The following is a 26,907-nucleotide window of genomic DNA, read 5'->3' on the forward strand; positions in this document are numbered from 1 at the left end:
CGCCTGCGTCATCATCCCGGCGCACTCACACCAAGGCACTGATCACCTGCCTAGGCCTGAACATCATCACCCAGCACCACCTTCAGAGTCTCGATGAAGGCAATGGTTCTCTGCGGCAAAAGACGCCTGCCCGGCGTGACGCACCAGACCGTCATGGGCGGCAAACTCCATTCCGGCAATACACGCGCCAGGAGGCCTAGCTTCACCAGGTTCTCTGTAAAACTGTCCGACAGGCCGACAATACCCAGGCCCTGCATGGACAAGGCCTGCTGCAAGCCAACAGAATTTGCGCGCAGATCGCGCAGCGGCAACCCTTCCCAGATTTCGGCGCCGCGCGACAAGCGCCATGGCCGTTGCTCGCCTCCGCTGCTAAGCAGCGCCAATCCGACGTGATCGAACAGATCATCGGGCGCCTGGGGCGTGCCGTGACGCGTCAGGTATGCCGGGCTTGCGTACAGGCCGCTGTATAGCGTGGTAAGGCGGCGTGCAACCAACGAACTATCATCCGGCAGATGGGTGGCAATCCGCACGGCTACATCGAAGCGCTCGGCAATCAGATCCACGCGCCGCGCCGACAGATCCAGTTCCAGTCGCACATCAGGATACTGCTGCGAAAATTCCGTCAAGACACGAATGATGAACAACTCGTGGAATTCCGGCGGCAGCGACACGCGCAGCGTGCCGTGCGGGGTCATCTGCCGGTGCTGCGCCAGCGCAGCAGCTGCCTCGGTCTCTTCCATCAGCCGGCGGGCGTATTCCAGCATCCTTTCGCCGAATTCCGTCAGCACCAGCCGACGCGTACTGCGCTGCAAAAGCCGCTCGCCAAATGCGTTTTCCAGGCTGCTGAGCCGACGCGACAGCGTCGATTTGGGCAAGCCGGTTTGATTGGATGCACGCGTAAAACTGCCTGCCTCCACGATATGGGCGAACAGGATCAAGTCATTCGCGTGCAGGGTGATCATCGTCATGCTGACCTCTTATTGTTCCATATATGGAAATATCATAGATCAAAAAGCGTATTTTTCTGCACGTTTATTTTCAATAGAATGAACCGCTGATTGAATGGTCAGCCCTTTTCAAGCGCCGTTCGTTCCCATCCTTTCCGGAACCCCAGATGAATCAACGCTATACCGGTACCGCGATATTCCTGCACTGGCTGATCGCCGTGGGCCTGATCGGCGTTTTTGCGCTCGGTTTCTATATGCAGGACCTGCCTTTATCACCCGACAAGCTGAAGCTGTATTCCTGGCACAAATGGGCAGGCGTGACGTTGCTGGTCTTGATCGTGGCGCGCCTGGCGTGGCGTCTCAGCCACCGCGCACCCGAACTGCCTCTGACCATGGGGCCGATCACCAGAATGGCCGCCCATGCGGGGCACTGGCTGCTGTACGGCCTGATGCTGGCGATACCGCTCAGCGGCTGGCTGATGAGCTCGGCACAAGGCTTCCAGGTGGTGTGGTTCGGCGTGCTGCCGCTGCCCGATCTGGTGGCCAAGGATGCCGCTCTGGGCGCGCTGCTGAAAACCACGCACGTGACGCTCAATTACACCCTGCTCGTCGCCGTCATCGGACATGTGGGCGCAGCGCTGCAGCACCACTTCATCCAGAAAGACGCCGTGCTGTCGCACATGCTGCCCTTTGCCGGCAAAGCGTAAGCACACACTCCCCCCGCCCTATCACTCAGACGTCCAGGAAACCTCATGAAGACTTCTTTACTGCGCTCCTTTGCTCTCGCCGCCATCCTGGGCCTGGGCACGCTGGGCAGCGCCGGCGCAGCGGACTATACGTCGCTGAATGCCGACGCAAGCCGCGTCTCGTTTGGCTACAGCCAGATGAGCGTCAATATGGACGGCCGTTTCGGCAACATCAAAGCGACCGAGCTCACCTTTGACCCCGAGCGCCCCGCCAAGGCCAAGGTCACCATCGAAATCGCCTTGGCCGGCATCGACGCCGGCTATGCAGAAGCCAATGCGGAATTGGCAAAGGACGAATGGCTGAACCTGGCGGCGCACCCGCTGGCGACCTTCCAGTCCAGCAAGGTCGAAGCCATCGACGGATCGCACTACCAAGTCACCGGCACGCTGTCGATCAAAGGCAATAGCCAGGAAATCACGGCGCCCTTCACCTTCCGGCAGGACGGCGACGCCGGCATCTTTGAAGGCGCCTTCACCTTTCAGCGCGCCGACTTTGCCATCGGCGAAGGCCAATGGAAAGACTTCGGCATCGTGGCCAATGACATCCAGATCCAATTTCACCTTGTCGCCAATCCATAAACAGCGACCCGATCCCATCCCCTTACTGATTACACATACAGGACTATCATGAAAAAAATCCTTATCGCAGCAGCATTCGCTTCCCTGTTCGCGGGCCAGGCCCTGGCCGCCCCCCAAACCTACGTACTGGACCAGACCCATTCTTTCCCGCGGTTCTCCTATAACCACATGGGCTTGTCCAAGCAAATTCTGCGTTTCAACAAAACCACGGGCGCCGTCGTACTGGACAAGGCGGCCAAGCAGGCCCACGTCGACGTGACCATCGACATGACCTCGATCGATACGGGTTTCCAGGTCTTCGACGGCCACATCCAAGGCGCCGACTTCCTGGATACCGCCACCTATCCCACGGCTACCTTCAAGTCCACCCAGGTCAAGTTTGACGGCGACACACCGGTCAGCATCGAGGGCGATCTGACGATCAAGGGCATCACCAAGCCCATCACGCTGACGGTGACCTCGTTTTTCAACGGCGCACATCCCATGCTGAAAAAGGACGCCATCGGCGCCAATGCCACCGCCGTCATCAAGCGCAGTGAATTCAACGCCGGCAAGTTCGCGCCCGGCGTGGGCGACGACGTCACGCTGGATATCGCGCTCGAAGCCATCGCCGAATAAGCCACCCCATGCTGTTGACGGCGCATCCCCCTGTGGGGATGCGCCGGACCGCACGCTCGCAAATTCGTTATGATCGTCGCCAGCGGCAGGCGCCCGACAGGCCTGTGCAAGATACCGGCCTGATGCGGCGCCAGCGCCTGTCGTCTGATCCAAACGATAAGAGAATGCAAACCATGGATTTTGTCCTGATCCTGCTGGCAATCGTCGTCACATGGCGCTTGCTGTGCCTGCGTTACCAGCGCACCCATATTGCTTTATTGGGACGCCACCTGGCCAGCTTGCAGCTGGAGCGCCACATGGAAACCCTGACACAGGGCTACACCCGCGCCATCCACGAAAAAGACGAGGCCCGCCAGCTGCAGGTGCTGGATACCTTTGCCCCCACCGAACGCGCCGTCGCGACGCAAATCCAGTCGCTGGCCGACGCCATGCAGCAGGAAAACACCCAGGCTACCCGTATGGGCGTGCTGCCGTTTTGCGTACCCCACATCGAACAGTTTCTACCGGCATCGACGCGGGACTTCCGCACCCTGCTGCATATCCATGCCGCCGGCCTGCGCCGCGTCGTGGACAACAAAGACTGCTGGACCCCCAAAGACCGCGCCTATCACCTGTCGGCGGAGCTGTACCTGTTTCAGCACAGCTGCCATTGGTTCTGCAAGTCCCGCGCGGTAGCTGACGCACGGCTGATGCTACGGCATCAGGTCCAGCACCAGAAAGCACTGGAAGCCGTGTCCGCCGAAACTCGCGCAGCCTATCTGCGATGGCTGCAAAACGGCGACGCACAATAGGCCGCGGCGCCACGCTGCCAGATCGCCGCACCCGCTACAACGTCACCCGCCCCTCGATACAGCTCACGACCTCGCCCCCGATCCAGATATCCGCACCCGACTGCCGGACATGCACGCGCCCTGCCCGCCCCAGCGCCGTGCCTTGAGACGCCACATAGACGGCAGGCGCCTGCCCGCTGCCGATCAGCCACTGAGCCAGACCGGCATTCAGGCTGCCCGTCACCGGGTCTTCGGGAATGCCCAGGCCCGGCACAAAGGCGCGGACCTCGAATTGCGCCTCGGCGCCGTCCGCCACGGGATCCCAAGGGGCGACCACGCCCAGCTTGAGATCGCCGAGCGCCGCCGGATCAGGCCTCAGTGCCAGCACCTGTCGGCGCGTTCCCAACAAGACGGCCAACCAGCCAGGACCGTTGTCCACCCATTGCGCCGCCAGGATGTCACTGACATCCACCCCCAACCCTGCGGCAAGGCGCGGCGCCAATGCCGATTCGACCGGGCCGGACCGCACCAGGGGCGGCGCGGCAAACGCCACTTGCGCCCCATCGCGGCGCAGCGTGATCAGACCCGCCTGGCATTCCTGGGTGATCGTGTCGCTGCGCGCCACGCCCCCGCTGGCCAGCCAAACGGCGCAGGCGCCCAGCGTGGGATGCCCCGCAAAGGGCAGCTCGCCGTGCGGAGTGAAGATGCGCACGCGGTAATCCGCCTGCGGCGTCGTAGGATGCAGCAGAAAAATCGTTTCGCTCAGATTGGTCCAATTGGCGAATGCGGCCATTTGCGCATCGGCCAGCCCATCGGCGGCAATGACCACGGCCAGCGGGTTGCCTTTCAGGGGCTCACTGGAAAAAACATCCACTTGCTTGAAATCGAAGACCGGCATGATCAGGCGCTCATCCACACGAGAGGAGGTATTCTCGCACCAATACGGCAGCCGCTGGATGGCCGCGCGGCAAAACGCATGCGACGCCCCAGGTATAATCCCGCCTGCTATTCATTCATGGGTTCCCTCACCCCATTCACTAAAAAGGTCCGTCATGACACCCTTGCTCGTCCCGCCCTCGCGGGTTCCCGCCTGCCTGGCCCTGTTGGTCGGCTTTCACGTCGCCATCATCATCGCCAGCAACTATCTGGTGCAGTTACCCATCACCCTGCTGGGTTTTCACAGCACCTGGGGCGCCTTCAGCTTTCCCTTTATCTTTCTGGCCACGGACCTGACCGTCCGCTTGATCGGCAAGACCCAGGCGCGCCAGGTGATCGCCCGCGTCATGGCGCCGGCCCTGATCGCCTCGTACGTCGTATCGGTTTTGTTCCACGAAGGCCGCTTCAACGGGCTGGATACCCTGGGTGCGTTCGATACCTTTGTGTTCCGCATCGCTTTCGCCAGCTTTGCCGCCTACGTCCTGGGTCAGCTGCTGGACGTGCAGGTATTCGACCGCATCCGCCGCAGCAATATGCCGTGGTGGGTGGCGCCGTCGGCATCCGCCGTGCTTGGGCAGGCGCTGGACACCATCGCCTTCTTTGGCATTGCCTTCTGGCATAGCAGCAACCCTTTCATGGCGGAGCACTGGATCGAAATCGCGCTGGTGGACTATGCCATCAAACTGATCGTCAGCCTGCTGCTGTTCGTGCCGCTCTACGGCGTCGCCCTGAACGCCATCATCCGCGCCATGCAACGGCGCACCGCTGCCCAGGCATCCCCGGCATGACCGCGACAGGACAGTCCCGGCGCCGGGCCCTGGTCCTGTTTTCAGGAGGACAGGATTCCACTACCTGCCTGGCTTGGGCGCTGACGCATTTCGCTCACGTCGAGACCCTGGGATTCGATTATGGTCAGCGCCACAGCGCGGAACTGAGCTGCCGGGCCACGCTGCGTGATCGCTTCCAGACGCTGCATCCCGACTGGTCGACCCGCCTGGGCGAAGACCATCTGCTGGACATGACTGTGCTGAAACAGCTAGGCGCTTCAGCCATGACCGACGATGTGGCTATCGCCACACAAGCCGATGGCCTGCCCAATACATTCGTGCCGGGCCGCAATCTGCTGTTCTTTACCCTGGCCGCCGCACTGGCGTACCGGCGCGGGCTGGATGTACTGGTGGGCGGCATGTCGCAGACTGATTATTCCGGCTACCCGGACTGTCGCGACAATACTCTCAAGGCGCTGCAAGTGGCGCTCAGCCTGGGGATAGACCGCCCGCTGACCCTGGAAACCCCGCTGATGTGGCTGGACAAGGCGGATACCTGGGAACTGGCGCAGCAACTGGGCGGCGCAGCGCTGGTGGAACTGGTGCGCACGGACACCCATACCTGCTACCTGAACCAGCGCGACACCTTGCACGCCTGGGGCTACGGCTGCGGCCAATGCCCCGCCTGCCTGCTGCGGGCGCAGGGCTACCAACAATGGCTGACGCGCCGCTCCGTCAACCGTACGCCCGGATAAAGAACGTCACGGTAATGAAGACGGTCAGGGCCAGCGTGCCGCCGCGGATGATCGGCGCCGGAATCCGCTTGCCCAGCAAGGCCCCCAGATAGCCGCCCAGACTGGCGGTCACCAGCATCACGGCTGTCTCCCGCCATTGCACGGCGCCGGCGCTGATGAAGATGATGACCGCCATGGTGTTGGCCACCGTCACCATCAACACCCGCGGTCCGCTCATGCGTTTCAGATCATGCGCGCCCAGCAGTCCCCAGACCGCCACCATCATGATGCCGACTGCGCCGCCGAAATAGCCGCCATAGATCCCCAGGCCGAACTGCAGCACCATCACGATAGCCGGATGCACTTGGCAATGCGCCCGCACCCACTCGCCGACCCTGCGGCCGAACCCCAGGGCCAGCGTCGCCACCAACAGCAACCAGGGCAAGACGAAATCAAACGCCCGCGACGACGTCAGCAACAGCAGCAGCGCTCCAGCGCTGCCCCCCATCAGCGTGACGAAAAACAGCTTGCGCAAGGGCACGTCGCCTACGCCGCCCAGGCTGTCGCGATACGCCCAGGCGCTGGCCGCGCTGCCGGGGTACAGCGCTACCGTGCTGGAGGTATTGGCCAAGACCGGCGGCACGCCCGCCGCAATCAGCGCCGGCAGGCTGACGAACGAACCGCCGCCCGCCAGCGCATTCATCGCACCGGCCAGCGCGCCCGCGCCAGCCACCAGCATCAAGCTATCCATACCCGCCGAACCCCCTCATCAAGACGCCTGCGCCTCTGGCTACGGGATGGCCTCTGCGCCTGCCCGCTGCATACATTATTTCGCCCGCAGCACGATCTGCGTGATTTCCGATGACCGCCCCAGACGGATCGCCAGGCCATTCCACAAGCCCGTGCCGTTGCTGACGTACAGCGCCATATCTCCCACCCTGTACAGCCCAGACACAAACCCGTTATTGGCCCACTGCGTCAGGAAATGCAGTCCCAGGATCTGCCCGCCATGCGTGTGTCCGGACAGCTGCAGCGCCACCCCGGCCTGTGCATTGGCCGGCGCACCGCCTGGGCGGTGGTCCAGCAGCACGACCCGCACGCCATCGGGAATCCCCTGCAAGGCAGCCTGTAGATCAGGGCGCGGCAGACCAAAGGCGCCGGCCTGCCGATCCGTCACCCCTGCCACCGCCAATTCGGCGCCATCCCGATGCAGCAGGACATGGCTGTTTTCCAGCATGGTCAAACCCAGCGCCCGGTATGCGGCCATCCAGCGGACATAATCGGCGTAATACTCGTGATTGCCCGGAATCGCCAGTACGCCATCACGCGCCCGCAGATCCTGCAGGGGCCGGACATCTGCCGCCCGAGCTTCAGGCATGCCGTCGGCCAGGTCTCCTGTGATGACGATCAGATCCGGGGCCAGTTGATGAGTCCGGGCCACCACGGCTTCTTGCCAGGATTGCGGCAGCAGCCGGCTGGCATGCAGATCTGTCAGCTGCGCAATGCGATACCCATCAAATGCGGCGGGCAGACCGGGAATCGTCACCGCCACGGTACGGATGTGGGGCGTCTTGACGGCCTGCCAGACCCCGATAGCCGATAGGACCAGCGCCAGCCCGCCTATCGTCAAGCCCACCGCCTGGCCCTGCAGGATCACGCGCCCTGCTCCGTGCGCCGGCAGCCACACCAGCACGCCGATGATGTCGCGTACCAGCAGCAAGACCGCCAACAGCAAGACCACGCCAAAGGCCCAGCCCAGACCGATCAGTATCCACTGCGGCAACTCCGGAGACCCCAAGGAACCGAAAAATCGCCCCGTGAACTGATGATACTGAGCGGCCAGCAACAAGACGACCGCCAGTGCCGCCTTGCTGGCAAGCCCCCAGGGCAAGGGCCAGACAAAGCGCCATAGAACATACAGCCAGATGGCGCCAGTGATGAGGGGCAAGAGGGTTCCCATGAAACAGTCCAGTCGCAGGATGAATTGCAGAATACGCAGATAAAGCATCTTAACAAGGCGCCCACCATCACCGCTGCAGCCACCTCTGTCCGACGGACCGGATGCTCCACCGGCATGAACCCTTCCTGAACAGCCGCTTCAGACTCGATTCAGATGCCGGCTTTCATACTGCCTGCATTGCCGATGCCATCGGCGCGCCTAGAGAATGTCCGTATGAACACACGCACCGCGCTGTCCGTTTTTTTGTTTCACGATGACTCCAGTACCGCAATTCGCTGGACTACGCCAAGGCTCGATACAGCAGGTTTATCAATCACTTAGGCGAGTTCAACATATGTCGGTGCTTTCCGAAACTTGACCCGGCTTTCCCTCGCGTGGCTCCCATGCGGCTCTTGGAAACCGGGCTTTCCGAGGAGTCATCATGGCGAAGATCAAGCTCACCAAGTCCGCAGTCGATGCGGCACAACCCCAAGACAAGGCCGTCGAACTGCGGGATACCGTGGTGCCCGGCTTCCTGTGCAAGATCACCCCGGCGGGCCGCAAGGTGTTCATGCTCCAGTACCGCACGAACGCCGGCGAGCGCCGCAAACCCGCCCTGGGCCAGTACGGGGAACTGACGGTCGATCAGGCGCGCACGATGGCGCAGGAATGGCTGGCCGAGGTGCGCAAGGGTGGCGACCCCAGCGCGGCCAAGAACGCCGCCCGCAAGGCACCGACCATGAAGGAGTTTTGCCACACCTTCATGGAGGACTACTCCAAGCAGCGCAACAAGCCCAGCACGCAACGTGGCTATCAGGGCGTGATTGACCGCTGCATCATCCCGATCATGGGCCGGATGAAGGTGCAGGACGTGACGCGCCCCGATGTGGCAGCGCTGATGAAGAAGCTGGCCTACAAGCAGGCCGAGGCCAACCGCACCTTCGGCGTGCTGCGCAAGATGTTCAACCTGGCCGAAGTATGGGGGCTGCGCCCGGACGGCACCAATCCGTGCCGCCACGTCCCGATGTACCCACCCGGCAAGGAAACCCGGCTCATCGTCGATGACGAGCTGGTGCGGATCTTCCGTCACCTGGAGCATCTGGAAGCCGAGGGACTGGAGAACTACGTCATCCCGCTGGCGATTCGCCTGCAATTCGAGTTCGCCGCTCGGCGCTCCGAAATCTGCCCGCTCGAATGGGCATGGGTGGATCTGGAAAAGCGCCGCGTCGTCTGGCCTGACAGCAAGACCGGCGGTATCTCCAAGCCCATGAGCGAGGAAGCCTATCGGCTGCTGTCCACAGCACCGCGCCGGGACGGCTGCCCCTACGTCTTGCCGTCGCCCAATGATCCGACCCGGCACATGACCCACGGTGAGCACTATGGTGGCTGGACACGCGTGCTCAAGGCTGCTGGCGTGCCACACGTTGGAACGCATGGCATCCGCCACCGAGCGACCACCGATATTGCCAACTCGGGCGTGCCGACCAAGGTGGGCATGAAGCTCACAGGTCACAAGACCGTGGCGATGTTTATGCACTATGTTCATACCGAGGACAAGCCGGTGCGGGATGCGGCCGAACTGGTGGCGAGTCGGCGGCTGGCGATTACCGGGGCATCCCGTTCTATGGAGGTGACAGCATGACAAGGAAGACGCCCGTGGCAAAGCGGAAACCTGCGGCCTTACCGGCCGGCTATGCCGGCATCCACGGCGGCATCGTTGAGCTGCTGGATGCCGCGCGTCAGGCAGCGGCGCGCAGCGTCAATGCGCTGATGACGGCCAGCTATTGGGAGATTGGCCGCCGAATCGTCGAAGCTGAGCAGAAAGGCAGGCGACGGGCTGGCTACGGCGAGCAGTTGATGGCAAGGCTGTCCGCCGATCTGACGGCACGATTCGGGCGCGGTTTCAGCCCGGACAACCTGGAGAACATGCGGCGCTTCTTCGCCGCTTACCCCCTTGAAGCAATTTCCGAGACACTGTCTCGGAAATCTGGAGACGGACTGCCCATCGAGAATTCCGAGACGGTGTCTCGGAAATTCGACCTCTCCGAACTGGCCCAGGTCTTCACGCTGCCGTGGTCGGCCTATGTCCGGCTGCTGTCGGTCAAGGATGACCATGCCCGCCAGTTCTACGAGGCCGAGGCGCTGCGCGGTGGCTGGAGCGTGCGCCAACTCGACCGGCAGATTGGCAGCCAGTTCTACGAACGCACGGCCTTGTCCAAGGACAAGGCGGCGATGCTGGTCAAGGGCTCCGTGGCCAAGCCCGAGGATTCTGTCACGCCCAACGACGCCATCAAAGACCCGTATGTGCTGGAGTTCCTCGACCTCAAGGACGAGTATTCAGAATCTGATCTGGAAGCGGCCTTGATCCAGCGACTGGAAGACTTCTTACTGGAACTGGGTGAAGGCTTTACCTTCGTCGGGCGGCAACGTCGGTTGCGCATCGACCAGACTTGGTATCGGGTGGATCTGCTGTTTTTCCATCGCAAGCTGCGCTGCCTGGTCATCATCGACCTGAAGCTGGGCAGTTTGACCCATGCCGACGTGGGGCAGATGCATATGTACTGCAACTATGCCAAGGAGCATTGGGCCTACCCGGACGAGAACCCGCCAGTGGGCCTGATCCTGTGCGCCGACAAAGGCCATGCCCTGGCGCGGTATGCGCTGGATGGTCTGCCGACCAAGGTGATGGCGGCGAACTATCGGACGGTGTTGCCGGATGCCGAATTGCTGCAAAGGGAACTGGAGAACACGCGGCGGCTGCTCGAATCTCGCGGAACGCTGTCACTCAAGGATGACAAACCATAGTCGTGCGTCCCGGCGTACCGCCGTCGGGCTCGCGGGCTATGCCCTGTGCTTCATGTCGAATCACAGCCATCGGGCGCTGATCCCTGACGCCTCCGGCCTGGATCGTTGATCCGGGCCTGCGCGTGCTGCGCACTTGCCAACGGCGGGGGTGTGGCTGAGTGGGGTGTAGGCGGTCTTGCTGTTCCCTTCACCGTATCACGGCGTTCTCGCCGTCAATGACTGCGCGTGCTCGCACGCTTGCGGCCTGTCGGCCGTCTTCGATCTCTGACTGCTTGCGCTGCGCCGTGCTGGCCACGGTTCCGGGCAATTCCGCCCGAGCAACCGGAGCACGATCATGTCGCAATTGTCCTTTTCCTCGTTCGAAGACGCTTTGCTGGTGCGTGACGCCCAAGGGCGCTACCTGCCGGCATCGGTGGATCAAATTCTTGAAGCGGCGCGCCAGGCCATTGAGCTGAAGATGCAGCGTGGTGCTGAGTTCACTTCGCCGACGCTGGTCAAAGAGTACCTGCGCAACAAGCTGGCAGGCTTTGAGCATGAAGTCTTTGCGGTGCTGTTTCTGGACACGCGCCATCGGCTGATCGAGTACCGGGAGATGTTCCACGGCACCATCGACAGCGCATCGGTGTATCCGCGCGAAGTGGTCAAGGAAGCGCTGCGACTCAATGCAGCGGCGGTGATCCTCTCGCACAACCATCCGAGCGGGAATCCTGAGCCGTCTCAGGCCGGCAAGGCGCTTACGCAGAGACTCAATGAAGCGCTGGGGCTGGTAGAAGTGCGCACGCTGGATCATGTGGTTGTGGCCGGTGCCGGCACGGTATCGTTTGCCGAGCGTGGCTTATTTTGAGCTTGGGGCTTCGGCCCCTTCTTTTTTGACTACATTGAGCGAAGGCCGCTTTCGTCTGCGGATTCAACCAGTCGATGCAACAGCTTGATAAAACTGCTGTGCGGGCGTTTCGTAGTTTAGGGTTTTCCTGGGACGCTCGTTCAATCGTCTTGCAATCGCATTGAGCTTGGCCTGCGAGTAGGGGGCTAGATCAAGTCCCTTGGGCAAATACTGCCTGACCAACCCGTTGGTGTTCTCGTTCGATCCGCGTTGCCAAGGGCTCTGCGGATCGCAGAAGAACACCTGGATGTCGGTGGCCAGCGTGAATCGCTTGTGAGCAGCCAGCTCCTTGCCCCTGTCCCACGTGAGCGATTTGTACAGATCCTGCGGCAACTTTCTGGCGTGCTTGATCAACGCTTCGACCACCGTCTCGGTGTCTTTGGCCGGAATCGGCGGCTGTCAAGCTAGTTGTCGCGCGTAGGTGTATTCAGGCCGCCCGCCGGAGGTTGTTTTCGGTATGGATCCTGTCGGCCACACCTTTGTCAGGGTTCAGATGCACGACATCGATACGCGACCAGTTCCGTGTGGGACCGGACCAGCGATGTGGGGCATCTCGGCGGGCTGTCTCGTAGACGGCATGCCGCTGTGCGAGCATGGCGGCGTCCAGGCCGCAGTGGCGCTGCTCGGGCGTCACGAACCGGATCGCGCTATGGCGATGCTCCATGTTGTACCAGCGCACGAACTGAGCCACCCACGCCCGAGCGTGTTGCAGGCTGGAGAAGGGCTTGCGCGGATACTGTGGACGGTACTTCAAGGTGCGGAACAGCGCCTCGGAGTACGGATTGTCATCACTGACCGCTGGTCGGCTAAACGAGGGCGTGACGCCCAGTTCCCGCAGTGTGGCCAGCATGGTGGCGCCCCTCATGGGGCCACCGTTATCGCTGTGCAGCACCACCTGCCCAGGCTCGATACCCTCGCGCAGGCAGACATCACGCATGATCTCGCTGGCATGTGCGCCATCCTCGGTGCCGTAGACCTGCCAGCCGACTATCTTGCGACTGAACAGGTCCAGGAACAGATAGAGATAGTAAAAGCAGCCTTTGACAGCAGCGGGCAGGTAGGTGATGTCCCAGCTGTAGAGCTCGTTTGGGGCATACGCCGTGACGGCCCGAGGCTTGGGCTGGGGGGCTGGCGGTCGCTGCCGTCCCCGAGGGGCCAGTTGCCCGGCTTGGCGCAGCAACCGATACATCGTCGATTCGCTGGCCAGATACCGGCCCTGGTCGGCCAGGCGCGGCACGATCTGCGAAGGCGGCAGGTGGCCATACTCTTCGCTGTTGATCACGGACAGAATCCGCTGACGTTCCAGAGCACTGTAGCGGTTGGTGGGTTGCTGGATCCGCTCGGGACGCTGATCTCCACGGCAAGGCGTACATCTCCAGCGCTGTACGGTGCGCAAGCTCAGGCCCATGATGTGGCAGGCGCGGGCTGCGCGCGCCCCGGCCGCCACCGCTTCGTCGATCAAGGTCAGCAATGTCTGGCGCTGTGCGAGTGAGGTCATTTGTCCCCGTCCTCCCACAGCGCCTGGTACTTTTTTTGCAGCACCAGCAGCGCGGCGGCTTCAGACAGGGCTTTGTCCTTGCGGGAGAGCTCACGTTGCAGGCTGGCCAGTTCGCCCTTGAGCTTACGGACCTCGCCGATGTCCGTCGACGGCTTGGCAGACAGACAGAATTCCGCCTTCCAGGCCTGGAGCTGATGGGCAAAGATCCCTCGTTCACGACACCAGGCATTGAGATCCTCGGGCGCCAGATTGTTGGTGTCCAGCAGCGCTTGCAGCCGCTGTTCAGCAGTCCAGTCCAGGGGGCGCTTTGCGCCCCCGTCAGCTCTATGTAGATGGGCCATTCTGGGATTCCGTAACCAATTTCGCACGCTATGGTACGGGACGTTCAGCTCGGCGGCCATGTCCGCAATCGTGCGGTTGCCTCGGGTCAGCATCTTGCGGACCACTTCTTCCTTGAAGGCCTGGGTGTAATTCGTCAAGTTCATCGCTTCATTCAAAAACTGAGGCGACAACTAGTCTGACACGGGGGGGAATCTTCACCAGCATGAGATAGCGCGTCTGACGCTCGACCAGTGTGGCGATCTGGCTGTTGCCACTGCCGAAGAGCAGATCGCCTTCCCAATGGCCGGGGACCGCCCGGTCTTCCGCGGTGGCCGGGCGTTCGCTGATCGAGACGGCCCCGACAATCCGGCCATGATTATCGGTCTTCTGCGTATGGTGGCGGGAACGTCGCATGGCTCGGGTGCGCCGCAGGTGTGCCAGCAACTCCTTCTTCAGGGCGCCACGCGCCTGAATGAAAAGCGTGCGATAGATGGTCTCATGTGACACCTGGTAGCCCTCGTTGCCGGGATAGGCACACTTCAGCCAGCCGGCGATTTGCTCCGGCGACCACTGTCGCCTGAGCTTGTCCGCGACAAGGTGTGCCAAGCTTCGATTCTCTGCCAGTTTGCAGAGTTTGGGGCGAAGCGCTCGGTCCCAGGCCGCCTGTTCGGCCAGACTGGCGCGATACCCGGACGCTCCGCCGTTGCGATCGATTTCCCGGCTGATGGTGGATGGCGCTCGCCTGAGCAATCTTGCGATCGAACGGATGGAGTGGCCGGCGACCAGCCCTCTCGAAATCTCCTCCCGCTCGGCTAACGACAGTGCCCGTCGAGATCGACATCTGGGCCGTGGCTGCGTAAGCTCCCCCTCAGAGTAGACATCAGCCAGTAGAATTTCGGAGCCTCCTTTCAATCGGAGACTCCCTTGAAGAAAAGCAGATTTACCGAAAGCCAGATCGTTGCGGTGCTCAAAGAAGGCGAAGCCGGAATCCCGGTCGCCGAGTTGTGCCGCAAGCACAGCATCAGCAACGCCACGTACTACCAGTGGAAGAGCAAGTACTCGGGCGTGCAGGTGTCTGAGCTGCAGCGCCTGCGTGAGCTTGAGGCGGAAAACGCCAAGCTCAAACGCATGTATGCGGATCTGGCGCTGGAGAACTCAGCCATCAAGGATGTGTTGAACCGAAAATCCTGACGCCGTCAGCCAGGCGCGAGGTCGTCGAGCAGTTGGTGGAATCGAAGCTCTCGATCACACGTGCCTGTCAGATTGCTGGCCTATCGCGGGCGGCGTACTACAAGAGGCCAACTCCGGCGGAACAACGCGATGCCGAGGTCATTGATGCGCTCAATGCGATCGTGGCCCGGCATGGGCGCTGGGGATTCTGGAAGTGCTTCACGCGGCTGCGGCTCGATGGTCGTTGCTGGAACAAAAAGCGGGTTCACCGGGTGTACTGCGAGATGGGATTGAATTTACCTCGACGCTGCAAGAAACGGCTGACTGACCGGCCCCGTCAGGCGCTGGATCATTCCTTGGAGCCAAACCGCTGCTGGGCATTGGACTTCATGCACGACGCCTTGTATTGCGGCCGACGCTTCCGGACGTTGAACGTGATCGACGAGGCCAACCGGGAATGCCTGGCCATCGAGGTCGGTACATCCATCCCTTCGGCGCGCCTGATCCGTGTGCTCAACCGTCTGATCAATTGCTATGGGGCTCCTGAGGCCATACGGCTGGACAATGGGCCGGAGATGGTCTCGCAGGCGTTCACCGAATGGGCTGCTGCCCGGGGCATTGCCGTGCGTTATATCCAGCCAGGCAAACCAAATCAGAATGCGTTCATCGAGCGCTTCAACAAGACGTATCGCACTGAGGTGCTCGATGCGCACCTGTTCGCCAATCTGCAGCAGGTGCAGACGATCACCGAGCAATGGCTGATCGATTACAACGAATACCGCCCACATGACTCGTTGGGCGGCGTCCCGCCGGTGCAGTTTATGCCCCGGCTAACCCTTGCTCCGAAACTCTATCAGCCGCTGTCTACTTGACGGGGGAGCTTACGCCTGTATGCCGCCTGTCTCAGCCAGAATGCGCTGGATCGAGGAGTGGTTGCGATCGAACAACTGGGCGATCTGCTGGAGTGATTCGCCCTTTCGCCAGCGCTCCCACATCAGGAATTTCTGGCTTTCCGTGTAGTAAATCCGGGGCCGGTATTTCATCTGCAACACTCCTTCTGCTTGCGCAGGCTTTAGTGTGTTGCATCGACCGGTTGAATCCGCATCCCAAAGCAGAAACAGCGCCCAGGTGATCAAGGCAGCGTAATCTGTTTCGCTGGAGCGGGACTTTGCTCCTCAGTCATCCGATTCCTCGCTGTCTTGAGGGAGCGTCTTTCTCATATCTCCGGCTAAGGACAAGGTTGCTTTCGCAAAATTTTCCAGCCGATCGATTCGATCGCGTATAGCTTGCTGTTTGGCCTTTTCTTGGCTCTTCAGTAGACCTTCTGCAACGAATCTTGAAATCCGCAGTTCTACGGTGGCGTCCAAGCTACCCTTGACGGTTTCCTCCAACCACGGTTTGACCACATCGACTGACCGTTCGGCAGCAACGCAGAGTGCATGACGTAGCAGTTCCCTTGCTGCGTAATCAATCCCGATCGCGAACTCGAAGAGCTTCTTCTCGTCCTCCGTTGCACCTTCAAGCTCTTCGCTGCTAGGTGGGCGCGCGAAAAATCTGAGTTCATCTGCCTCATTCACACCTAAGGAATTGAGCGTGCGCAGCAGCGGGTCTAACTCCCGCAGCGGCCGCATGTACGGAGGCAATGTATACCGGTGTGCCCAAAGTTTCTGGATGAGATCTACGCACTCGGCCACCGCAGCATCTCGCACGGTTTCGGGCGCATCCTCAGCAGCGGAGATTTTCTCAGCGACTAGGTGCGCCATCCATTGGGCAGTAACATCGTCGCCGAGCTTCAAACCGGCAACGATCCGCTTGCCGAGCTCGATGACGGCTTTAGAGCGATCGAGTGATTCCATCGTGTCCAATCAGGTAGTAGCGGTTATAGGGATAGTTGTAGAAGGAGTAGTCATCGTTGCCAGTCTCGTCTTTTGGTGGCTTGCGGCGGACCTTAACGCAGACGATCAGAGATCTGTTTGGGTGCCCATCCAACAGTGCGCGAATGAACTTGTCGTCGGCGCTGAGCCGAGAGCCGGTCTGGACGTTGCGCTCCTCAGCGTAGCCCGTGCTGCGCGACCACGACTCGCTTCTCAGCCTGCCGCCGTCTGGTAGCGTCCACGATCTCGCGTCTGGATCCGTCATCGGGTTCAGGACATCGAGTATTCCCTGACAAGGGTGCGGGCCAGGGCTACTTACCTTGCCAGCCCATGGGTCATATTCGTCAAGGCTCAACGAGTCGCTTCCCGTCTTTACCCAGCCGAGCAGGCTGAGCTCTGGATCATCAACCTCCTCCCGATGGTCGATGTGATCCGCGTCTGGAAGGTAAATCTCTCCTGGGCAAGGGCTGGTCTGCATCGCGGTCAGAAAGGCCGCTGCGTGACGAGAAGGAACGAGCACAGACCCGACTGACACCGTTTCGCCGTTGACCGCATCGGTGGTCGTCCAATGGCCCCAGAGGGCCGTCATACCGTCGTCCGTTGTCAGCTGGTCATCGAGGTACTGTCTATCGACCTGCCAACACCATGCGGCATCAGATCGAGCGCTGCCCGGCGGGTTGGCCTTCAGGATCTCGGGATCGCGTCGATCCGCAAGCCACCGGTCATCACCGCGAGTGAGCAACTGTCCTTTCAACCAGTCGTCGAACGGATTCTCTTCCTCATCAGCGCGACGGCGTACCGGCTTGGTCTCCAAGAGCAGGCCAGCGACGAACATCATCGCGTGATAGGACTGATAGACGACGCTGTCCTCCACTTCGGGCATGCTGCCGTGCGAGTGAGTTGTCTCTCGTCCTCGAAAGAGTCCGCGCTTATAGCGCTGATCATCGACGCAACGACGAAGACCTAGAGACATGCGGCCACGCAAGACTGCCCGTGCTCGCCGTTCGATCGACTGCTGATTCAGCCCAAAGGCACGGCCCAACGGAGCGAACCAATACGGACCGATGTCGATGCCGAAAAAGTACCTCTCGTCGTCGTCCGCGGCCTCGTCCTCCGAGGCATCGTCATCAACTATCTCGTGCTCGCCACGGTCGTAGACCTCGGTGGCCAGCGCAGGGCGGTTTGCGCCGTTCGCGATGGCGAGCAACTCCGTGGGCAACGGACAGACTTCGTTCAAGCGCCTCAGTGCATCCGAGGCGAAGTGTCGGATGACGACATGCCGCTCCCTTGCGGCGGAGTCAAGAAACGCGAGAAAAGGAGCAACGGCACAAGGCTCATCCATCGCGCCCCGTGCCAATGCAAGGCAGAGCCATTGCCGGGCATGCCACTCATAGAAAACCAGGCCACGGTCAACGAATGGCTGCGGGTCGGCGCTCAATGCGCGAGTGGCCAGCGCGGACAACAGGGTTTGCCAGTCGAGCTCAAGACAGTTGCGGACGCAGTGGGCGTGTTCCCAGCGTTCCGCAGTGGACGGGCGCGCCAGACCCGCCCACAAGTAGCCGGCCAAGGCTTCCTCGCAAGAGGATGACGGTGCGAGCGAGTCGTTCCACGGGCCATCGCCATCTTCACCCTCAAGAATTTCTTCGAGCAAGTCGAAGCCGAAGTTCAACACTTCATCGGCCTCGTCGCTGGTCAAGCGTCGCGCGAGCGGGTCCACCAGATGGAATAAGTCTTCTGCATCAAGCGTGTCGAGCTGCGACAGGTACCCCTTGATCCGGACTGACGCGACGTCCTTCTCCAAGACGATGCCCTCTGCATAGATTCCATCAAAGGGGCCCTCATGGCCCCAGCCGCGGCGCCCCACACGGTTGGGTTCGCTCGCAGCCAACGAAAGGGCGGCCTTCTTGAGTTCGCTGCGGACGGACAGGAGCCTCTTGCTCGGTTGCGGGAGGTGCCTGATGACGTCCATGAAGCTGAACACACTGAACCCGTCGTCCGATCGGATTGCGCGGAGGTATCCGTCGATCTCCGATAGCGTCGCGCGCCGACAGCCTTCCTCGTAGAACTCGCGAACGTACGAACGATGGTCAACCTTCTTGAGCGATCGCCGTGCCGCGAGAACCGCAGCCGCGTCGCGGAGATCGACTCCGCTGAAAATGGCATCCCAATCGGGCTCTTGGATCTCTTTGCGAGGCCCCGTCCACGGCGCGGGAGCGGCGGTCGCCGACTCACTGGCTCCTTTGGCTTCAGATGCCTGAAGCAGCCTCTCTAAATCTGGAAGCGACATCGCCAGTGAGTCGGCTAGAGCCTTGAGTTCGCGCCAGGTGGGCACCTCGTAGGGCTGGATCCGGAGGAGTCGGTAGGCGATCCTCAGGATCGATCTCTTTCGATTGTTGTCGGACTCTGCGTCGATGGCTGCTTTGATGTCGTTAACGCGTTTCCATCCACTCACGGTGCCACCCAGGGCGACCGCGGCCTTCTTTGGAAGGAGCCCGTGGTCGATCAGGCTGTAGATTGCGACGGGGAATAGCTCGCCTGCAAAGCCGAACTCTCGATCCCGCCAGCGGCTCAGAATGGCGAGACTGGATGAAGGGCAAAGGCCGACCAGACCCTCAACCAACCGGTCCCAGTCCATGTACTTGTCCCGGGCCATGTGCTCGTAGCTGAGCTCGGCAATGCACGCCAGCCGATAGGCGGTCCGAGGTCTTGCGTGGCCCGGGCGATGCGCAGCGTCCGTGAGATCGAGGAACGTCGTCCATCGAGAGAGGTGTTCTTCTCCGATCTTGCTGGCGATGTCGATCGCCTTGTCGAAATAGGCAGCCGCTTCTGACTTGCTCACGCAAAAGATGGCGCGCGCCAGCTCCTGAAGATCGTCAACCCGCGTCTCCGCATCGCTGTGCGACGCGACGATCTGATCGAACGCTCTGGAGCTGAGTCGTAGTGAGAGGTCGCTCAGCCCTCCTGTTCGCGCGGTCACGCGGCACATCCTCGTGAGAGTACTCGAGTAGATGCGGTCGTTTTTCTCGACCCACTTCAAAAGTGCGTCGATCTGAACTGACTGAATGGGACCTGCATCGCGCAGGATCTGCACCCACTCGACGGCAGCCACCTTCTCCAAATTGAAGTTCCGCTGATAGTCGCGTGACGAAGCAGATTTCGTCTGTCTCAGCGCAAGCTCGATTTCGTGATCAAGGTTGGGAAGCTGGCGGCCACAAGCAATCTCAGCGGCCAAGATGAACCAGGGGAGGACTCCCCCTGTCACTTGCTGCAGCTGGGACGCTTGTTGGCTTCTAACGGGAGATCCCTTCGTCTCAAACTCAGGGCGAACATCCTTCGGCGCCAGATCAATCAACTCAATCCGTTTTCCGCGCAGCGCGGCTTCCAAAGCGTAGGCTCGAATGAACGTCGCGTGCTCGGCGTCGAAATCGTGAAACTGGCGGGGCGGATCTGACGGAAGATATCGGCGCAACGTCTCCGCCCAAGTCGCCTCGTCGCGCGGGAGGCACCGGAGCGCCAGCGTGATTGCAGACCGGACTCCGTCCAGTACGCTGCTCCCAGACTTCCATGAGAGATCTTCTTCGGGCAACTTGATCTTAGGGTCGACCAAGATGCCCATCAGATGGCGCAGCGGCTCCGCCGGCAACAGATGTGCGGCCCGGGCTGCTTCGGTAGCCAGGCCCAGCATCATCCAGGCATCCCCGTCGGCGTGCTCGGCGAGCTCATCGATTCGCTTGAAGTTGCCGGCGTCCGCAAGTCGGGCGGCAACGAGCTTCGTGGTTCTCAGTACGGTGGATTTGGGACTCCATCCTTTCAGGAACCGCGCGGCCTCGGCAGGGCCTCGCAATCTCAGCACACCGATAGCAAGCTCGGCGACGTCGGCGTCGTCGATCTTGTCCTCCTTGCGGCGCTTGGGTGGCAGCTTGCTCCAAGTGATCAACGACTCCCAGGCCATGCGCAACCTGCTTCTCGCCTCAGGGATGAGGTCATCGTTTCCGGCAAGCAGCACCGCCTCGTAGGCGTGATGCGAGCCAAGGAATCCGCCGCCGAACGTGCGCCTGGAGACCATTTCTTCGATGCGATCTGGCGCAAGCAGAACGCTGGCAATGTCAGTGTTCTGCTGGATAAGCGTGTTCTGGCGAGCCTCGCCAGCCACCTCGCCGCCGGCCTTCAGCGCGAGCTTAGCGGCGGCAACATGCCGATCCTGCTGCAAGCATGCTCTGAGCGCGAACATCAGTCGTTGCAGCTCGACGTCTCGTCGCTCCAGAGGGTTGAGCTCTGGCAAGCTCTCATTCGAGAGCGCCAGCGCAATCAGCTCGTCCATCCGGCCGGCAGACAGTAGCAACTGCGGCAGCGCCGCCGCCACATATGAACTGGTCGCCGCGAGCGGCTTTAGTTTTGCAAGAAACGCATCAAGCGAAGCCGCATCGGGCTTGAACGTCTCGTTGAACCAGGTCTCTGCCGGTTCGTCCATGAAATGCAGACCTGAGTCCTTGACAAAGAGCGGCCGGCCGAACTCTGTGGCAAACGTACGGACGGCGCTCTCGGGAACTCCGGCGATTTGGGCCAAGATCGAAATCGGCACCATCGGCCGGAGCACCGCGAGGCCCTTGCAGATGAGGTCAATCTGATTCGCCTCGGTCGGGCCCCACTCGGCTTTCAGCCTGTCGATAGCTTTGGTCAGCAGGCCTCCGATCGCGTGCTGGACCGTTGTGGGTGTTGGCCCCAGGGCCCTCAGCATGTCGCCGATGGGTGGGGTTCCCTCCATCGCCAGTGCTTGAACGCGCGGGTTATCGCTACTTAGAAAAGCGAATTCCGCAGCCTCCACGTCCGTTGCCTCGGGATAGCTCAGCCGTAGGTGCGTGGCAGTCTCAGCCTTGGAGAACGGTTCCAGCTTGATCACTATGGCGTCCAGCGGAGCTCCCAGGTGGCCCTGCCGGTGTGATCGGCATGTGAATGCCAACCGCAACCCGTCGGGCATATCCGTGTTGATCAAGTCATGGACAAAGGCACGCTCACCGATCTCTTGTGCAGCCATGTATGCGTTGTCGGCCGCGTCGATGATGATGCAAAGGCTCGCCTGAGGCGTGCGGGCTCTAAGAAGATCAATGGCTTGCTTGAGCCGAGATACGAAGGCCCGCATGAACTGCTTGGGATCCGTGCCGCCGGATGGAATCAATGGCAGGCAAAGCTGCTGTCCTGCGAGCTCGTTCGCGATCTGGACGAGAGCATCGCGGTACCGATGGCGATACTTCAAGGCTTGGCGATAAGTCCCGTCACCGAAGCAGTCGTACAGGACCGCCACCGACCCAGCAGGTATGGCACGAGCCAGGTGAGCAGAAAGAGTCGACTTGCCTACACCACCGTCTGCGTGGATGACCACCGGGCGTTGTGCGGTGAGAAGCGTGGACAGGATGTTTGCCTGTTGCGCTCGAGGAAGCACCTGCTTCGGCTCCGAGATCAACGAGGGCGCCGGCAGGAGATCGATTTCGGTCACGTGCAGTGCGCGAAGTACGTTGTAGAGCCGGACTGAGCGGTCCTTCGTCCCCTCGTCGGTTGCCCGACGGGTGACCAGTTCCTTCAATTGGAGCGCAGCCTCGGTATCCGGTTCGGACAGGTATGCGCTCAGGTCCTGACTTAGGAGGTTGCGCTGTTCCCATAGATCCGGCTCACCAGCTTCAACCAAGAAGGCGGCGAAGAAGCTCTGTACGTTGCTGCCAGCTGACGCCGCGTACCGTTTCAGCAACTCGTCTATTTCACGGTGCCGCGGCGCTGTCGACCCCGCAGCGATATCGGCCAACGCTTCAAGAACAGTTCCATCCATGGGCCTGTTCGTCAGAAAAATGAACCGAACCTTGTTCGCCAGGACGTCCAGGCCAAGCGACGCCTCCAACTCCTTGAAACGCCCTGCGAAGCCCTCGATGGTTCCTTTGAGGCCGCTTGCCGTCCAGGGTTCGTGCGAGCGCCTGGATGAGTGTTTGAGTTGCACATAGCGGATGGACTTTGCCGCTGTGACGTCCTCGCTCCCGTAGTACAGGCCGACGTCAATGACCTCGTCGCCGACGCTCGTAGATGCGTCCCCCTCGTCCAGTGACGCTCCTTCGATCGCCACCGCCACCAGACCATTTTCACCGGTAAGCAGCCCGAGGCACTGCCGAGCAGCCCATTGATAGTGGAACTGATCGCCGCTTCTGGAAGGACCTACAGAACCTTGCTTCGCCATCTTATCTGCACTTCCTGCACCCGCTTTTAATGTAGGTTACTAGCCCGAGATGCTCTCGGCGGATCTGCCTATGTTCAGTTTCTAACCTCAAACGTTGTGGAACCGCTTTAGGGCATCGAATTTGGCAGAATGCAGGCCCCCCCACGCTGCAAAGCAGAAATTGAACTGCGCTAAGCGAACTTCTACATTTGGTGGAGAGAAGCCTCATATCATTACCTCAAGTGCTTCTACATTACCGGCACCGAATAGATGTTTGACTGCTTCGAGTGCGGGGTCAGGAAGGGTTTGGGTCGCGAGCACAGCGAGACGGTTCATCGGGCGAGATATGGACACGTAAAAGAGATTGCGGGCCCGGTAGAAGCCTTTAGTGTTCTTGGCATTCAACGCCTTGGTGTGAATCAATTCAAGAAGCTGCGGCCAGTTATAGTGATTCCAGCCGCCGCCCAATACGACCAGGACGTTTTCGAACTCGGCGCCCTTGACGCTGTGCTGTGTTGCAAAGGAGGTTTGCTTCTCAATGAACTTGACTACCTCAATGACTTCCCGATAGGGAACGTCCCGAAGCTTGCTGTAACGTTGCAGCGCGGATGACTCCTCGGGGATTGGGGTGCCATCCAGCGCCTTAAGTTCTTCCTCACGCCTCAGGACGCGGTCGGGGGGCGACGGTCGTTTGGTTGAGCGCAAAAAATCGACAATTTGGCCGATCGTGCCCTCTGCCCGTAGCTTCTGGAGGGCATCCATATCCCGACGCCAATTCGCCTTGTCCTCGTGTTTGGCAATCGCGGGACCAGAACCAAGTATTTTGAACATTTCTCCATAGCGCGAAGAGGCGTAAGCCGCGCACATCGGCTCGACAATTTCGGCGAAGAACTTGATCGTAGGATCTTCTTTTTTCGCGAAAAGGTCGGTGCGCCCGCTAAAGATCTCTGCGATATTTGGATAGCCTTGCTCCGCAGCCAAGACGTTGTGAGTGAGCATAAGTACCTTCGTTTTGCTCATGTCCCATCCTTCGGCCTGAAGGCGCTGCGTCAACGCCTCTCGGTTTTTTCGCGCCAAGTCTGGTGGTAGGTCCCCTTTGGAATGCCTGTCACTTGTACGATCGCCACAGTAGGAATTGGTGTGAAAGAATCTTGCTTCTCCCTTTGCTTCCGGGTCATGAACAGCCTGCTGTAATTCAGGGCGCAGGTTGTTTAGTACGTCTACGATGGCTGGCACAGACCGGAAGTTTGAGCCTTTGGCGATCTCTTCAATGGGATACTGCGCCAGCTCATACTCACTTCGATAAATGGTTTGCCAGTGATCTCCAAAGAGTCCCACAAGAGGACCGGTTGCGGGCCTCAGAAAGTTGTCCGTGATCGACTCCATGAATTGGCGATGCGTGTCCTGATACTCATCAATGAAAATCACTGGAAACTGCTGACTTAAGATGCGCTTGAATTTTTCTTGGTATAGGAGCTTCGCCATCAGCTCTGGGATATCGTCGTGGCTAAGCGTTATCTTGTCTGCATCGACCCCGAAAAAGCCGAAGTCGTAGACCACTGGTTTTGTATCGACTCCGCCACCTTGCTCGATCTTCTCCTTTCGCTCCTCCATCTCAGCCAGGCTGTCTCTCAGTGCTTTCTGAAACTGGCGTAAAAAAGTCCAGGAGAACCCATGGATGGTGTCGACCAGGATTGCGGGATGTTCCTCAATTTCCTGCGCGATCTCGTTCCGAGCCACCTCAGTGAAGGTAATGCAGGCTACTTTTTGCCCGGATTGAACAAGCGCAGGCCCGCGCTCTGCGATCAGCCGTTTTAGCGCCGCGACCAGAGAATAGGTCTTCCCTGCACCTGCGCCGGCTTCGAGCCTAAAGCTGCGGCCTGCATCAAGGGCTTCGTTGATTTTCTTCTGCGCCTGTTGCGCTGCCTCAAGTGCGGGATTTTTAACTTGGCCCGTCATGCGACCACCGGGGCGTTCTGCACTTCTAGGGCTTGTTCTGGTGGTGGTGGCTCGGATAGCCACACGAGACCTTCCTCAATATATCGCGGCACCTTCCACTCCTTTTCGCGAATAGCGAACCGCAAAGCGGTATCTGCTTTCGCGAGCCCCTTTGCGATGTCCCATGCTTCGGTGGCCTCGTCTTGCTCCTTAGGCCATTCGAATCGATCCGGGTTGGCGAGGACGAGCGCGTCTTCATAACTTCGCGCGCAGGTGGCTGCTGTGGGGACCTCTGGAATCTGATACGCGATGCGGCGGCACCCAATGATCTTTTCTTTTGCAGATTTTGCAAGCAACTCACCCGGCGAGATCTGCCAGCCGTTTGCATCCTTTGTGTTGGGTGGGCGGAACCAATCCTTGATTGCGGCATTTGATGTGCGCTGACCTTCAGCTACAGGGCATTTCTCCCACGTAGTAATAACTTTTCCCTTCTTGTTCTCTTTCTCAACTGGTTTGGTGGAATCCAAATCCGTAACAACTAGAGTCTTGAGTTCAAGGAAGTCCAGCAAGGGGTAAAAAATATGAGAATACGCACCACCGACCTCAACGCAGGTTACGTACTGCCTGGCCAGCTTGTGTTTGTCGTCCAGTGACTTGTCCACGAGACCGCACAGCCGCGGCATCAGAAGTCGCTCAGTGGTCCCCTCTACCATAATTGCCTTGTCGGCAAAGTAGAGGTCGCACTTGGTCAGGGTCATGTATTGATGGAGGAAGTCCTGGTCATCAGCCGATATACTTGCCATCCCCTTCTTGAAGTCCTTGACCTTAGTTTGCCGCGTATTCGGCGTTTTGGGTGCCTCGTTCAAGAAATAACGTACGGCCTCGAATGAGGCGGCATTCGCCACGTGCGGTGAATGTGTCGTGATCACAAACTGTACTTTCCACGTAGGCTCGTCAGGATACGTGGCAGAGAGTTTTTTGATTGCGATGTTCAGTTGATTGATGAACACTTCTTGCATCTGAGGATGCAGGTGAGCTTCTGGTTCTTCGATGAAAATCAGGTGCGTGACGGGGCGGGTTGGCTTTGCGCGATAGATCTTGTGGTAGCTCTCCAGCTGCAAGAGCATATAAATGAGATTTCGCGTCCCTAGACCGTTGTAGCCTTCGGGAAGGTGAACTCCGTCTGCGCCCGCGTATACCACCCTTGTGTGGTCCGAAAGAAGCGCCTCGACGTTGAGCGATGTTTCTGGCCTTAGCTCGGTGTCATTGAGACTCGGAAAGCCCAGAACCTCCATCGTCGGAAGGAGCTTCTTAAGCATTGCGTCAAAGTCCCCTTGAACGCCGCGTTCGATCTCTTCCACGGAAGTCTTCAGCTTCGCTGCCAGTTCTTGATCGGCGGCGGCTGCTGTTGGGGCCGAGGCTGTCTTGAAAAGCGTACTCAGCAATTTTCCGATCACGTCAGCATCGCCTTGGCTAGCGTGGTCGAGGGTGCGCTGTGCTCGGACGAAATTACATTGGACGAGAGTCAAAAGAGCAGAGACTCCTTCAAAATCACGTCGATTGGTTTGATCCGTCGGATCAATGGCGCTGACGTTTATGGAATATGCCTTGGGAATCGTGTCGCGCAATGATCTGAGGAAATGAGCGTTTTGCTCTACGCCTTCCGCGGGCGCAGCGATGTCGAACAGGATGTGGAGCGTTTCTAAGGTCGGCTTATACTCCACACGCACCAATGCCTGTGTGCATGCGACATCCAAGTCGATGACAAATGGAGCCAGGGGGCCCAGATTGGGTGCGGCTGCGTCGTACGCGAACGTCAGTGTGAGGGCGATCGTTGGAAACGCTGTCAGCACATCTTCAGGTTTTGCTCCACGTTCCCTTAGTGTTTTCGCTTCGAAGAATTTTGTCCGTGAAGCTGCGGAGAAGTCCTCCAGCCGGAAGCGAGCTCCGCTTTGGCCAATGAAGCGATCAAAGACATCGGTGAGAGAGGTCTTTCCGCTGTTGTTTCGACCGACTACCACAGTCGAGCTATCTTCCAGCATGATCTCAACATCCTGGAGGAGTCGGAAACCTTCGACCTTTACTTTCTCAATTCTCATATTTCCCCCATCTTCGCATCAATTATTAAATAGATGACATTTGCCGATTCTGAGCATTTGGATCGCATGGAAATACTTTTTGAG

At 60.0% G+C, this 26,907-nt stretch carries 20 protein-coding genes and 3 pseudogenes; 10 read left to right on the forward strand and 13 right to left on the reverse strand.

The features are described from left to right. Positions 1 to 50 precede the first annotated feature (50 nt). Positions 51 to 968 (reverse strand): LysR family transcriptional regulator, encoded by a 918-nt coding sequence (locus VDP79_RS02430; RefSeq protein WP_323016646.1) that lies wholly within the window; start codon positions 966 to 968, stop codon positions 51 to 53. A gap of 146 nt (positions 969 to 1,114) precedes the next feature. Here VDP79_RS02430 and VDP79_RS02435 point away from each other — a divergent pair, with 146 nt between their 5' ends. From VDP79_RS02435 to VDP79_RS02450, 4 genes are all read left to right on the forward strand, one after another. Beyond that, a complete protein-coding gene (locus VDP79_RS02435; RefSeq protein ID WP_323016647.1) occupies positions 1,115 to 1,654 on the forward strand; it encodes a cytochrome b in 540 nt (179 codons plus the stop codon). Between the two features lie 45 nt (positions 1,655 to 1,699). Next, positions 1,700 to 2,272: a YceI family protein gene (locus tag VDP79_RS02440; RefSeq protein WP_323016648.1), complete on the forward strand. Its 573-nt coding sequence runs from the start codon at positions 1,700 to 1,702 to the stop codon at positions 2,270 to 2,272. Positions 2,273 to 2,320: 48 nt separating this feature from the next. Then, positions 2,321 to 2,890: a YceI family protein gene (locus tag VDP79_RS02445; protein ID WP_323016649.1), complete on the forward strand. Its 570-nt coding sequence runs from the start codon at positions 2,321 to 2,323 to the stop codon at positions 2,888 to 2,890. Positions 2,891 to 3,054: 164 nt separating this feature from the next. Beyond that, a complete protein-coding gene (locus VDP79_RS02450) occupies positions 3,055 to 3,681 on the forward strand; it encodes a hypothetical protein (RefSeq protein ID WP_323016650.1) in 627 nt (208 codons plus the stop codon). 34 nt (positions 3,682 to 3,715) lie between these two features. Here the strand turns inward: VDP79_RS02450 and VDP79_RS02455 are convergent, their stop codons facing one another. After that, positions 3,716 to 4,558, reverse strand: coding sequence for a PhzF family phenazine biosynthesis protein (locus VDP79_RS02455; protein ID WP_323016651.1), 843 nt, complete (start codon positions 4,556 to 4,558; stop codon positions 3,716 to 3,718). A gap of 154 nt (positions 4,559 to 4,712) precedes the next feature. Here VDP79_RS02455 and VDP79_RS02460 point away from each other — a divergent pair, with 154 nt between their 5' ends. Beyond that, entirely contained in the window at positions 4,713 to 5,384 is a 672-nt protein-coding gene (locus tag VDP79_RS02460) for a 7-cyano-7-deazaguanine/7-aminomethyl-7-deazaguanine transporter (protein WP_323016652.1), read from the forward strand. Then, positions 5,381 to 6,118 carry a 7-cyano-7-deazaguanine synthase QueC gene (gene queC / locus VDP79_RS02465; RefSeq protein WP_323016653.1) on the forward strand — a complete coding sequence of 246 codons (738 nt, stop codon included), beginning with the start codon at positions 5,381 to 5,383 and terminating at the stop codon, positions 6,116 to 6,118. Before VDP79_RS02460 ends, queC begins: the two co-directional genes overlap by 4 nt. Here the strand turns inward: queC and VDP79_RS02470 are convergent. Together VDP79_RS02470 and VDP79_RS02475 are read right to left on the reverse strand one after the other, a co-directional pair. Then, complete coding sequence (locus tag VDP79_RS02470; RefSeq protein WP_323016654.1) at positions 6,099 to 6,848, reverse strand: sulfite exporter TauE/SafE family protein; 750 nt, start codon at positions 6,846 to 6,848, stop codon at positions 6,099 to 6,101. The genes queC and VDP79_RS02470 overlap by 20 nt on opposite strands. Positions 6,849 to 6,923: 75 nt before the next feature. After that, positions 6,924 to 8,057 carry a metallophosphoesterase gene (locus tag VDP79_RS02475; RefSeq protein WP_323016655.1) on the reverse strand — a complete coding sequence of 378 codons (1,134 nt, stop codon included), beginning with the start codon at positions 8,055 to 8,057 and terminating at the stop codon, positions 6,924 to 6,926. 421 nt (positions 8,058 to 8,478) lie between these two features. Here VDP79_RS02475 and VDP79_RS02480 point away from each other — a divergent pair, with 421 nt between their 5' ends. The 3 genes from VDP79_RS02480 (at position 8,479) to radC (ending at position 11,685) form a co-directional block, all read left to right on the forward strand. After that, positions 8,479 to 9,678 (forward strand): site-specific integrase, encoded by a 1,200-nt coding sequence (locus VDP79_RS02480; protein ID WP_323016656.1) that lies wholly within the window; start codon positions 8,479 to 8,481, stop codon positions 9,676 to 9,678. Continuing rightward, complete coding sequence (locus VDP79_RS02485) at positions 9,675 to 10,841, forward strand: PDDEXK nuclease domain-containing protein (RefSeq protein ID WP_323016657.1); 1,167 nt, start codon at positions 9,675 to 9,677, stop codon at positions 10,839 to 10,841. The genes VDP79_RS02480 and VDP79_RS02485 overlap by 4 nt, the downstream gene beginning before the upstream one ends. 334 nt (positions 10,842 to 11,175) lie before the next feature. Then, a complete protein-coding gene (gene radC / locus VDP79_RS02490; RefSeq protein WP_323016658.1) occupies positions 11,176 to 11,685 on the forward strand; it encodes a RadC family protein in 510 nt (169 codons plus the stop codon). A 63-nt stretch (positions 11,686 to 11,748) separates the two neighbouring features. Here radC and VDP79_RS02495 read toward each other — a convergent pair. The 4 genes and pseudogenes from VDP79_RS02495 to VDP79_RS02505 all read right to left on the reverse strand — a co-directional run. Further along, a pseudogene (locus tag VDP79_RS02495) lies at positions 11,749 to 12,114 on the reverse strand (IS30 family transposase); the annotation flags it as partial. A 37-nt stretch (positions 12,115 to 12,151) separates the two neighbouring features. Beyond that, positions 12,152 to 13,222 carry an IS3 family transposase gene (locus tag VDP79_RS02500; protein ID WP_416233031.1) on the reverse strand — a complete coding sequence of 357 codons (1,071 nt, stop codon included), beginning with the start codon at positions 13,220 to 13,222 and terminating at the stop codon, positions 12,152 to 12,154. Beyond that, positions 13,219 to 13,701 (reverse strand): transposase, encoded by a 483-nt coding sequence (locus VDP79_RS14865; RefSeq protein WP_416233032.1) that lies wholly within the window; start codon positions 13,699 to 13,701, stop codon positions 13,219 to 13,221. Before VDP79_RS14865 ends, VDP79_RS02500 begins: the two co-directional genes overlap by 4 nt. Positions 13,702 to 13,753: 52 nt before the next feature. Beyond that, positions 13,754 to 14,497, reverse strand: a pseudogene (locus tag VDP79_RS02505) (IS30 family transposase); the annotation flags it as partial. Between VDP79_RS02505 and VDP79_RS02510 the strand changes: the two are divergent. Continuing rightward, a protein-coding gene (locus tag VDP79_RS02510) for an IS3 family transposase (protein ID WP_416233033.1) occupies positions 14,468 to 15,585 on the forward strand; the annotation gives its coding sequence in 2 pieces (ribosomal slippage) (positions 14,468 to 14,732 and positions 14,732 to 15,585; 1,119 coding nt in all). The pseudogene VDP79_RS02505 and the gene VDP79_RS02510 sit on opposite strands and share 30 nt — an antisense overlap. 15 nt (positions 15,586 to 15,600) lie before the next feature. On the opposite strand, the pseudogene VDP79_RS02515 reads toward VDP79_RS02510, so the two are convergent. The 5 genes and pseudogenes from VDP79_RS02515 to VDP79_RS02535 all read right to left on the reverse strand — a co-directional run. Continuing rightward, positions 15,601 to 15,756: pseudogene (locus tag VDP79_RS02515) on the reverse strand (IS30 family transposase); the annotation flags it as partial. Positions 15,757 to 15,888: 132 nt separating this feature from the next. Next, positions 15,889 to 16,569, reverse strand: coding sequence for an AVAST type 3 anti-phage proein Avs3b (gene avs3b, locus VDP79_RS02520; protein ID WP_087786569.1), 681 nt, complete (start codon positions 16,567 to 16,569; stop codon positions 15,889 to 15,891). Next, the gene (gene avs3a, locus VDP79_RS02525; protein ID WP_323016660.1) at positions 16,547 to 22,807 is read right to left on the reverse strand and encodes an AVAST type 3 anti-phage nuclease/ATPase Avs3a; all 6,261 of its coding nucleotides are present in this window, start codon (positions 22,805 to 22,807) and stop codon (positions 16,547 to 16,549) included. Before avs3a ends, avs3b begins: the two co-directional genes overlap by 23 nt. A 204-nt stretch (positions 22,808 to 23,011) precedes the next feature. Further along, on the reverse strand, positions 23,012 to 24,745 hold the full coding sequence (locus tag VDP79_RS02530) for a UvrD-helicase domain-containing protein (protein WP_323016661.1): 1,734 nt from the start codon (positions 24,743 to 24,745) through the stop codon (positions 23,012 to 23,014). Continuing rightward, positions 24,742 to 26,823 carry an ATP-dependent endonuclease gene (locus tag VDP79_RS02535; RefSeq protein ID WP_323016662.1) on the reverse strand — a complete coding sequence of 694 codons (2,082 nt, stop codon included), beginning with the start codon at positions 26,821 to 26,823 and terminating at the stop codon, positions 24,742 to 24,744. The genes VDP79_RS02530 and VDP79_RS02535 overlap by 4 nt, the downstream gene beginning before the upstream one ends. Between the last annotated feature and the right edge of the window lie 84 nt (positions 26,824 to 26,907).

Origin of the sequence: Castellaniella sp. (genome assembly GCF_034675905.1) — a bacterium.
Classification (GTDB): Bacteria; Pseudomonadota; Gammaproteobacteria; order Burkholderiales; family Burkholderiaceae_B; genus Castellaniella.

Coding starts and splice junctions, on each gene's coding strand:
- VDP79_RS02430 (WP_323016646.1), bottom strand. CDS start 968: ATGACGATGATCACCCTGCACGCGAATGACTTGATCCTGTTCGCCCAT.
- VDP79_RS02435 (WP_323016647.1), top strand. CDS start 1,115: ATGAATCAACGCTATACCGGTACCGCGATATTCCTGCACTGGCTGATC.
- VDP79_RS02440 (WP_323016648.1), top strand. CDS start 1,700: ATGAAGACTTCTTTACTGCGCTCCTTTGCTCTCGCCGCCATCCTGGGC.
- VDP79_RS02445 (WP_323016649.1), top strand. CDS start 2,321: ATGAAAAAAATCCTTATCGCAGCAGCATTCGCTTCCCTGTTCGCGGGC.
- VDP79_RS02450 (WP_323016650.1), top strand. CDS start 3,055: ATGCAAACCATGGATTTTGTCCTGATCCTGCTGGCAATCGTCGTCACA.
- VDP79_RS02455 (WP_323016651.1), bottom strand. CDS start 4,558: ATGCCGGTCTTCGATTTCAAGCAAGTGGATGTTTTTTCCAGTGAGCCC.
- VDP79_RS02460 (WP_323016652.1), top strand. CDS start 4,713: ATGACACCCTTGCTCGTCCCGCCCTCGCGGGTTCCCGCCTGCCTGGCC.
- queC (WP_323016653.1), top strand. CDS start 5,381: ATGACCGCGACAGGACAGTCCCGGCGCCGGGCCCTGGTCCTGTTTTCA.
- VDP79_RS02470 (WP_323016654.1), bottom strand. CDS start 6,848: ATGGATAGCTTGATGCTGGTGGCTGGCGCGGGCGCGCTGGCCGGTGCG.
- VDP79_RS02475 (WP_323016655.1), bottom strand. CDS start 8,057: ATGGGAACCCTCTTGCCCCTCATCACTGGCGCCATCTGGCTGTATGTT.
- VDP79_RS02480 (WP_323016656.1), top strand. CDS start 8,479: ATGGCGAAGATCAAGCTCACCAAGTCCGCAGTCGATGCGGCACAACCC.
- VDP79_RS02485 (WP_323016657.1), top strand. CDS start 9,675: ATGACAAGGAAGACGCCCGTGGCAAAGCGGAAACCTGCGGCCTTACCG.
- radC (WP_323016658.1), top strand. CDS start 11,176: ATGTCGCAATTGTCCTTTTCCTCGTTCGAAGACGCTTTGCTGGTGCGT.
- VDP79_RS02500 (WP_416233031.1), bottom strand. CDS start 13,222: ATGACCTCACTCGCACAGCGCCAGACATTGCTGACCTTGATCGACGAA.
- avs3b (WP_087786569.1), bottom strand. CDS start 16,569: ATGGAATCACTCGATCGCTCTAAAGCCGTCATCGAGCTCGGCAAGCGG.
- avs3a (WP_323016660.1), bottom strand. CDS start 22,807: ATGGCGAAGCAAGGTTCTGTAGGTCCTTCCAGAAGCGGCGATCAGTTC.
- VDP79_RS02530 (WP_323016661.1), bottom strand. CDS start 24,745: ATGACGGGCCAAGTTAAAAATCCCGCACTTGAGGCAGCGCAACAGGCG.
- VDP79_RS02535 (WP_323016662.1), bottom strand. CDS start 26,823: ATGAGAATTGAGAAAGTAAAGGTCGAAGGTTTCCGACTCCTCCAGGAT.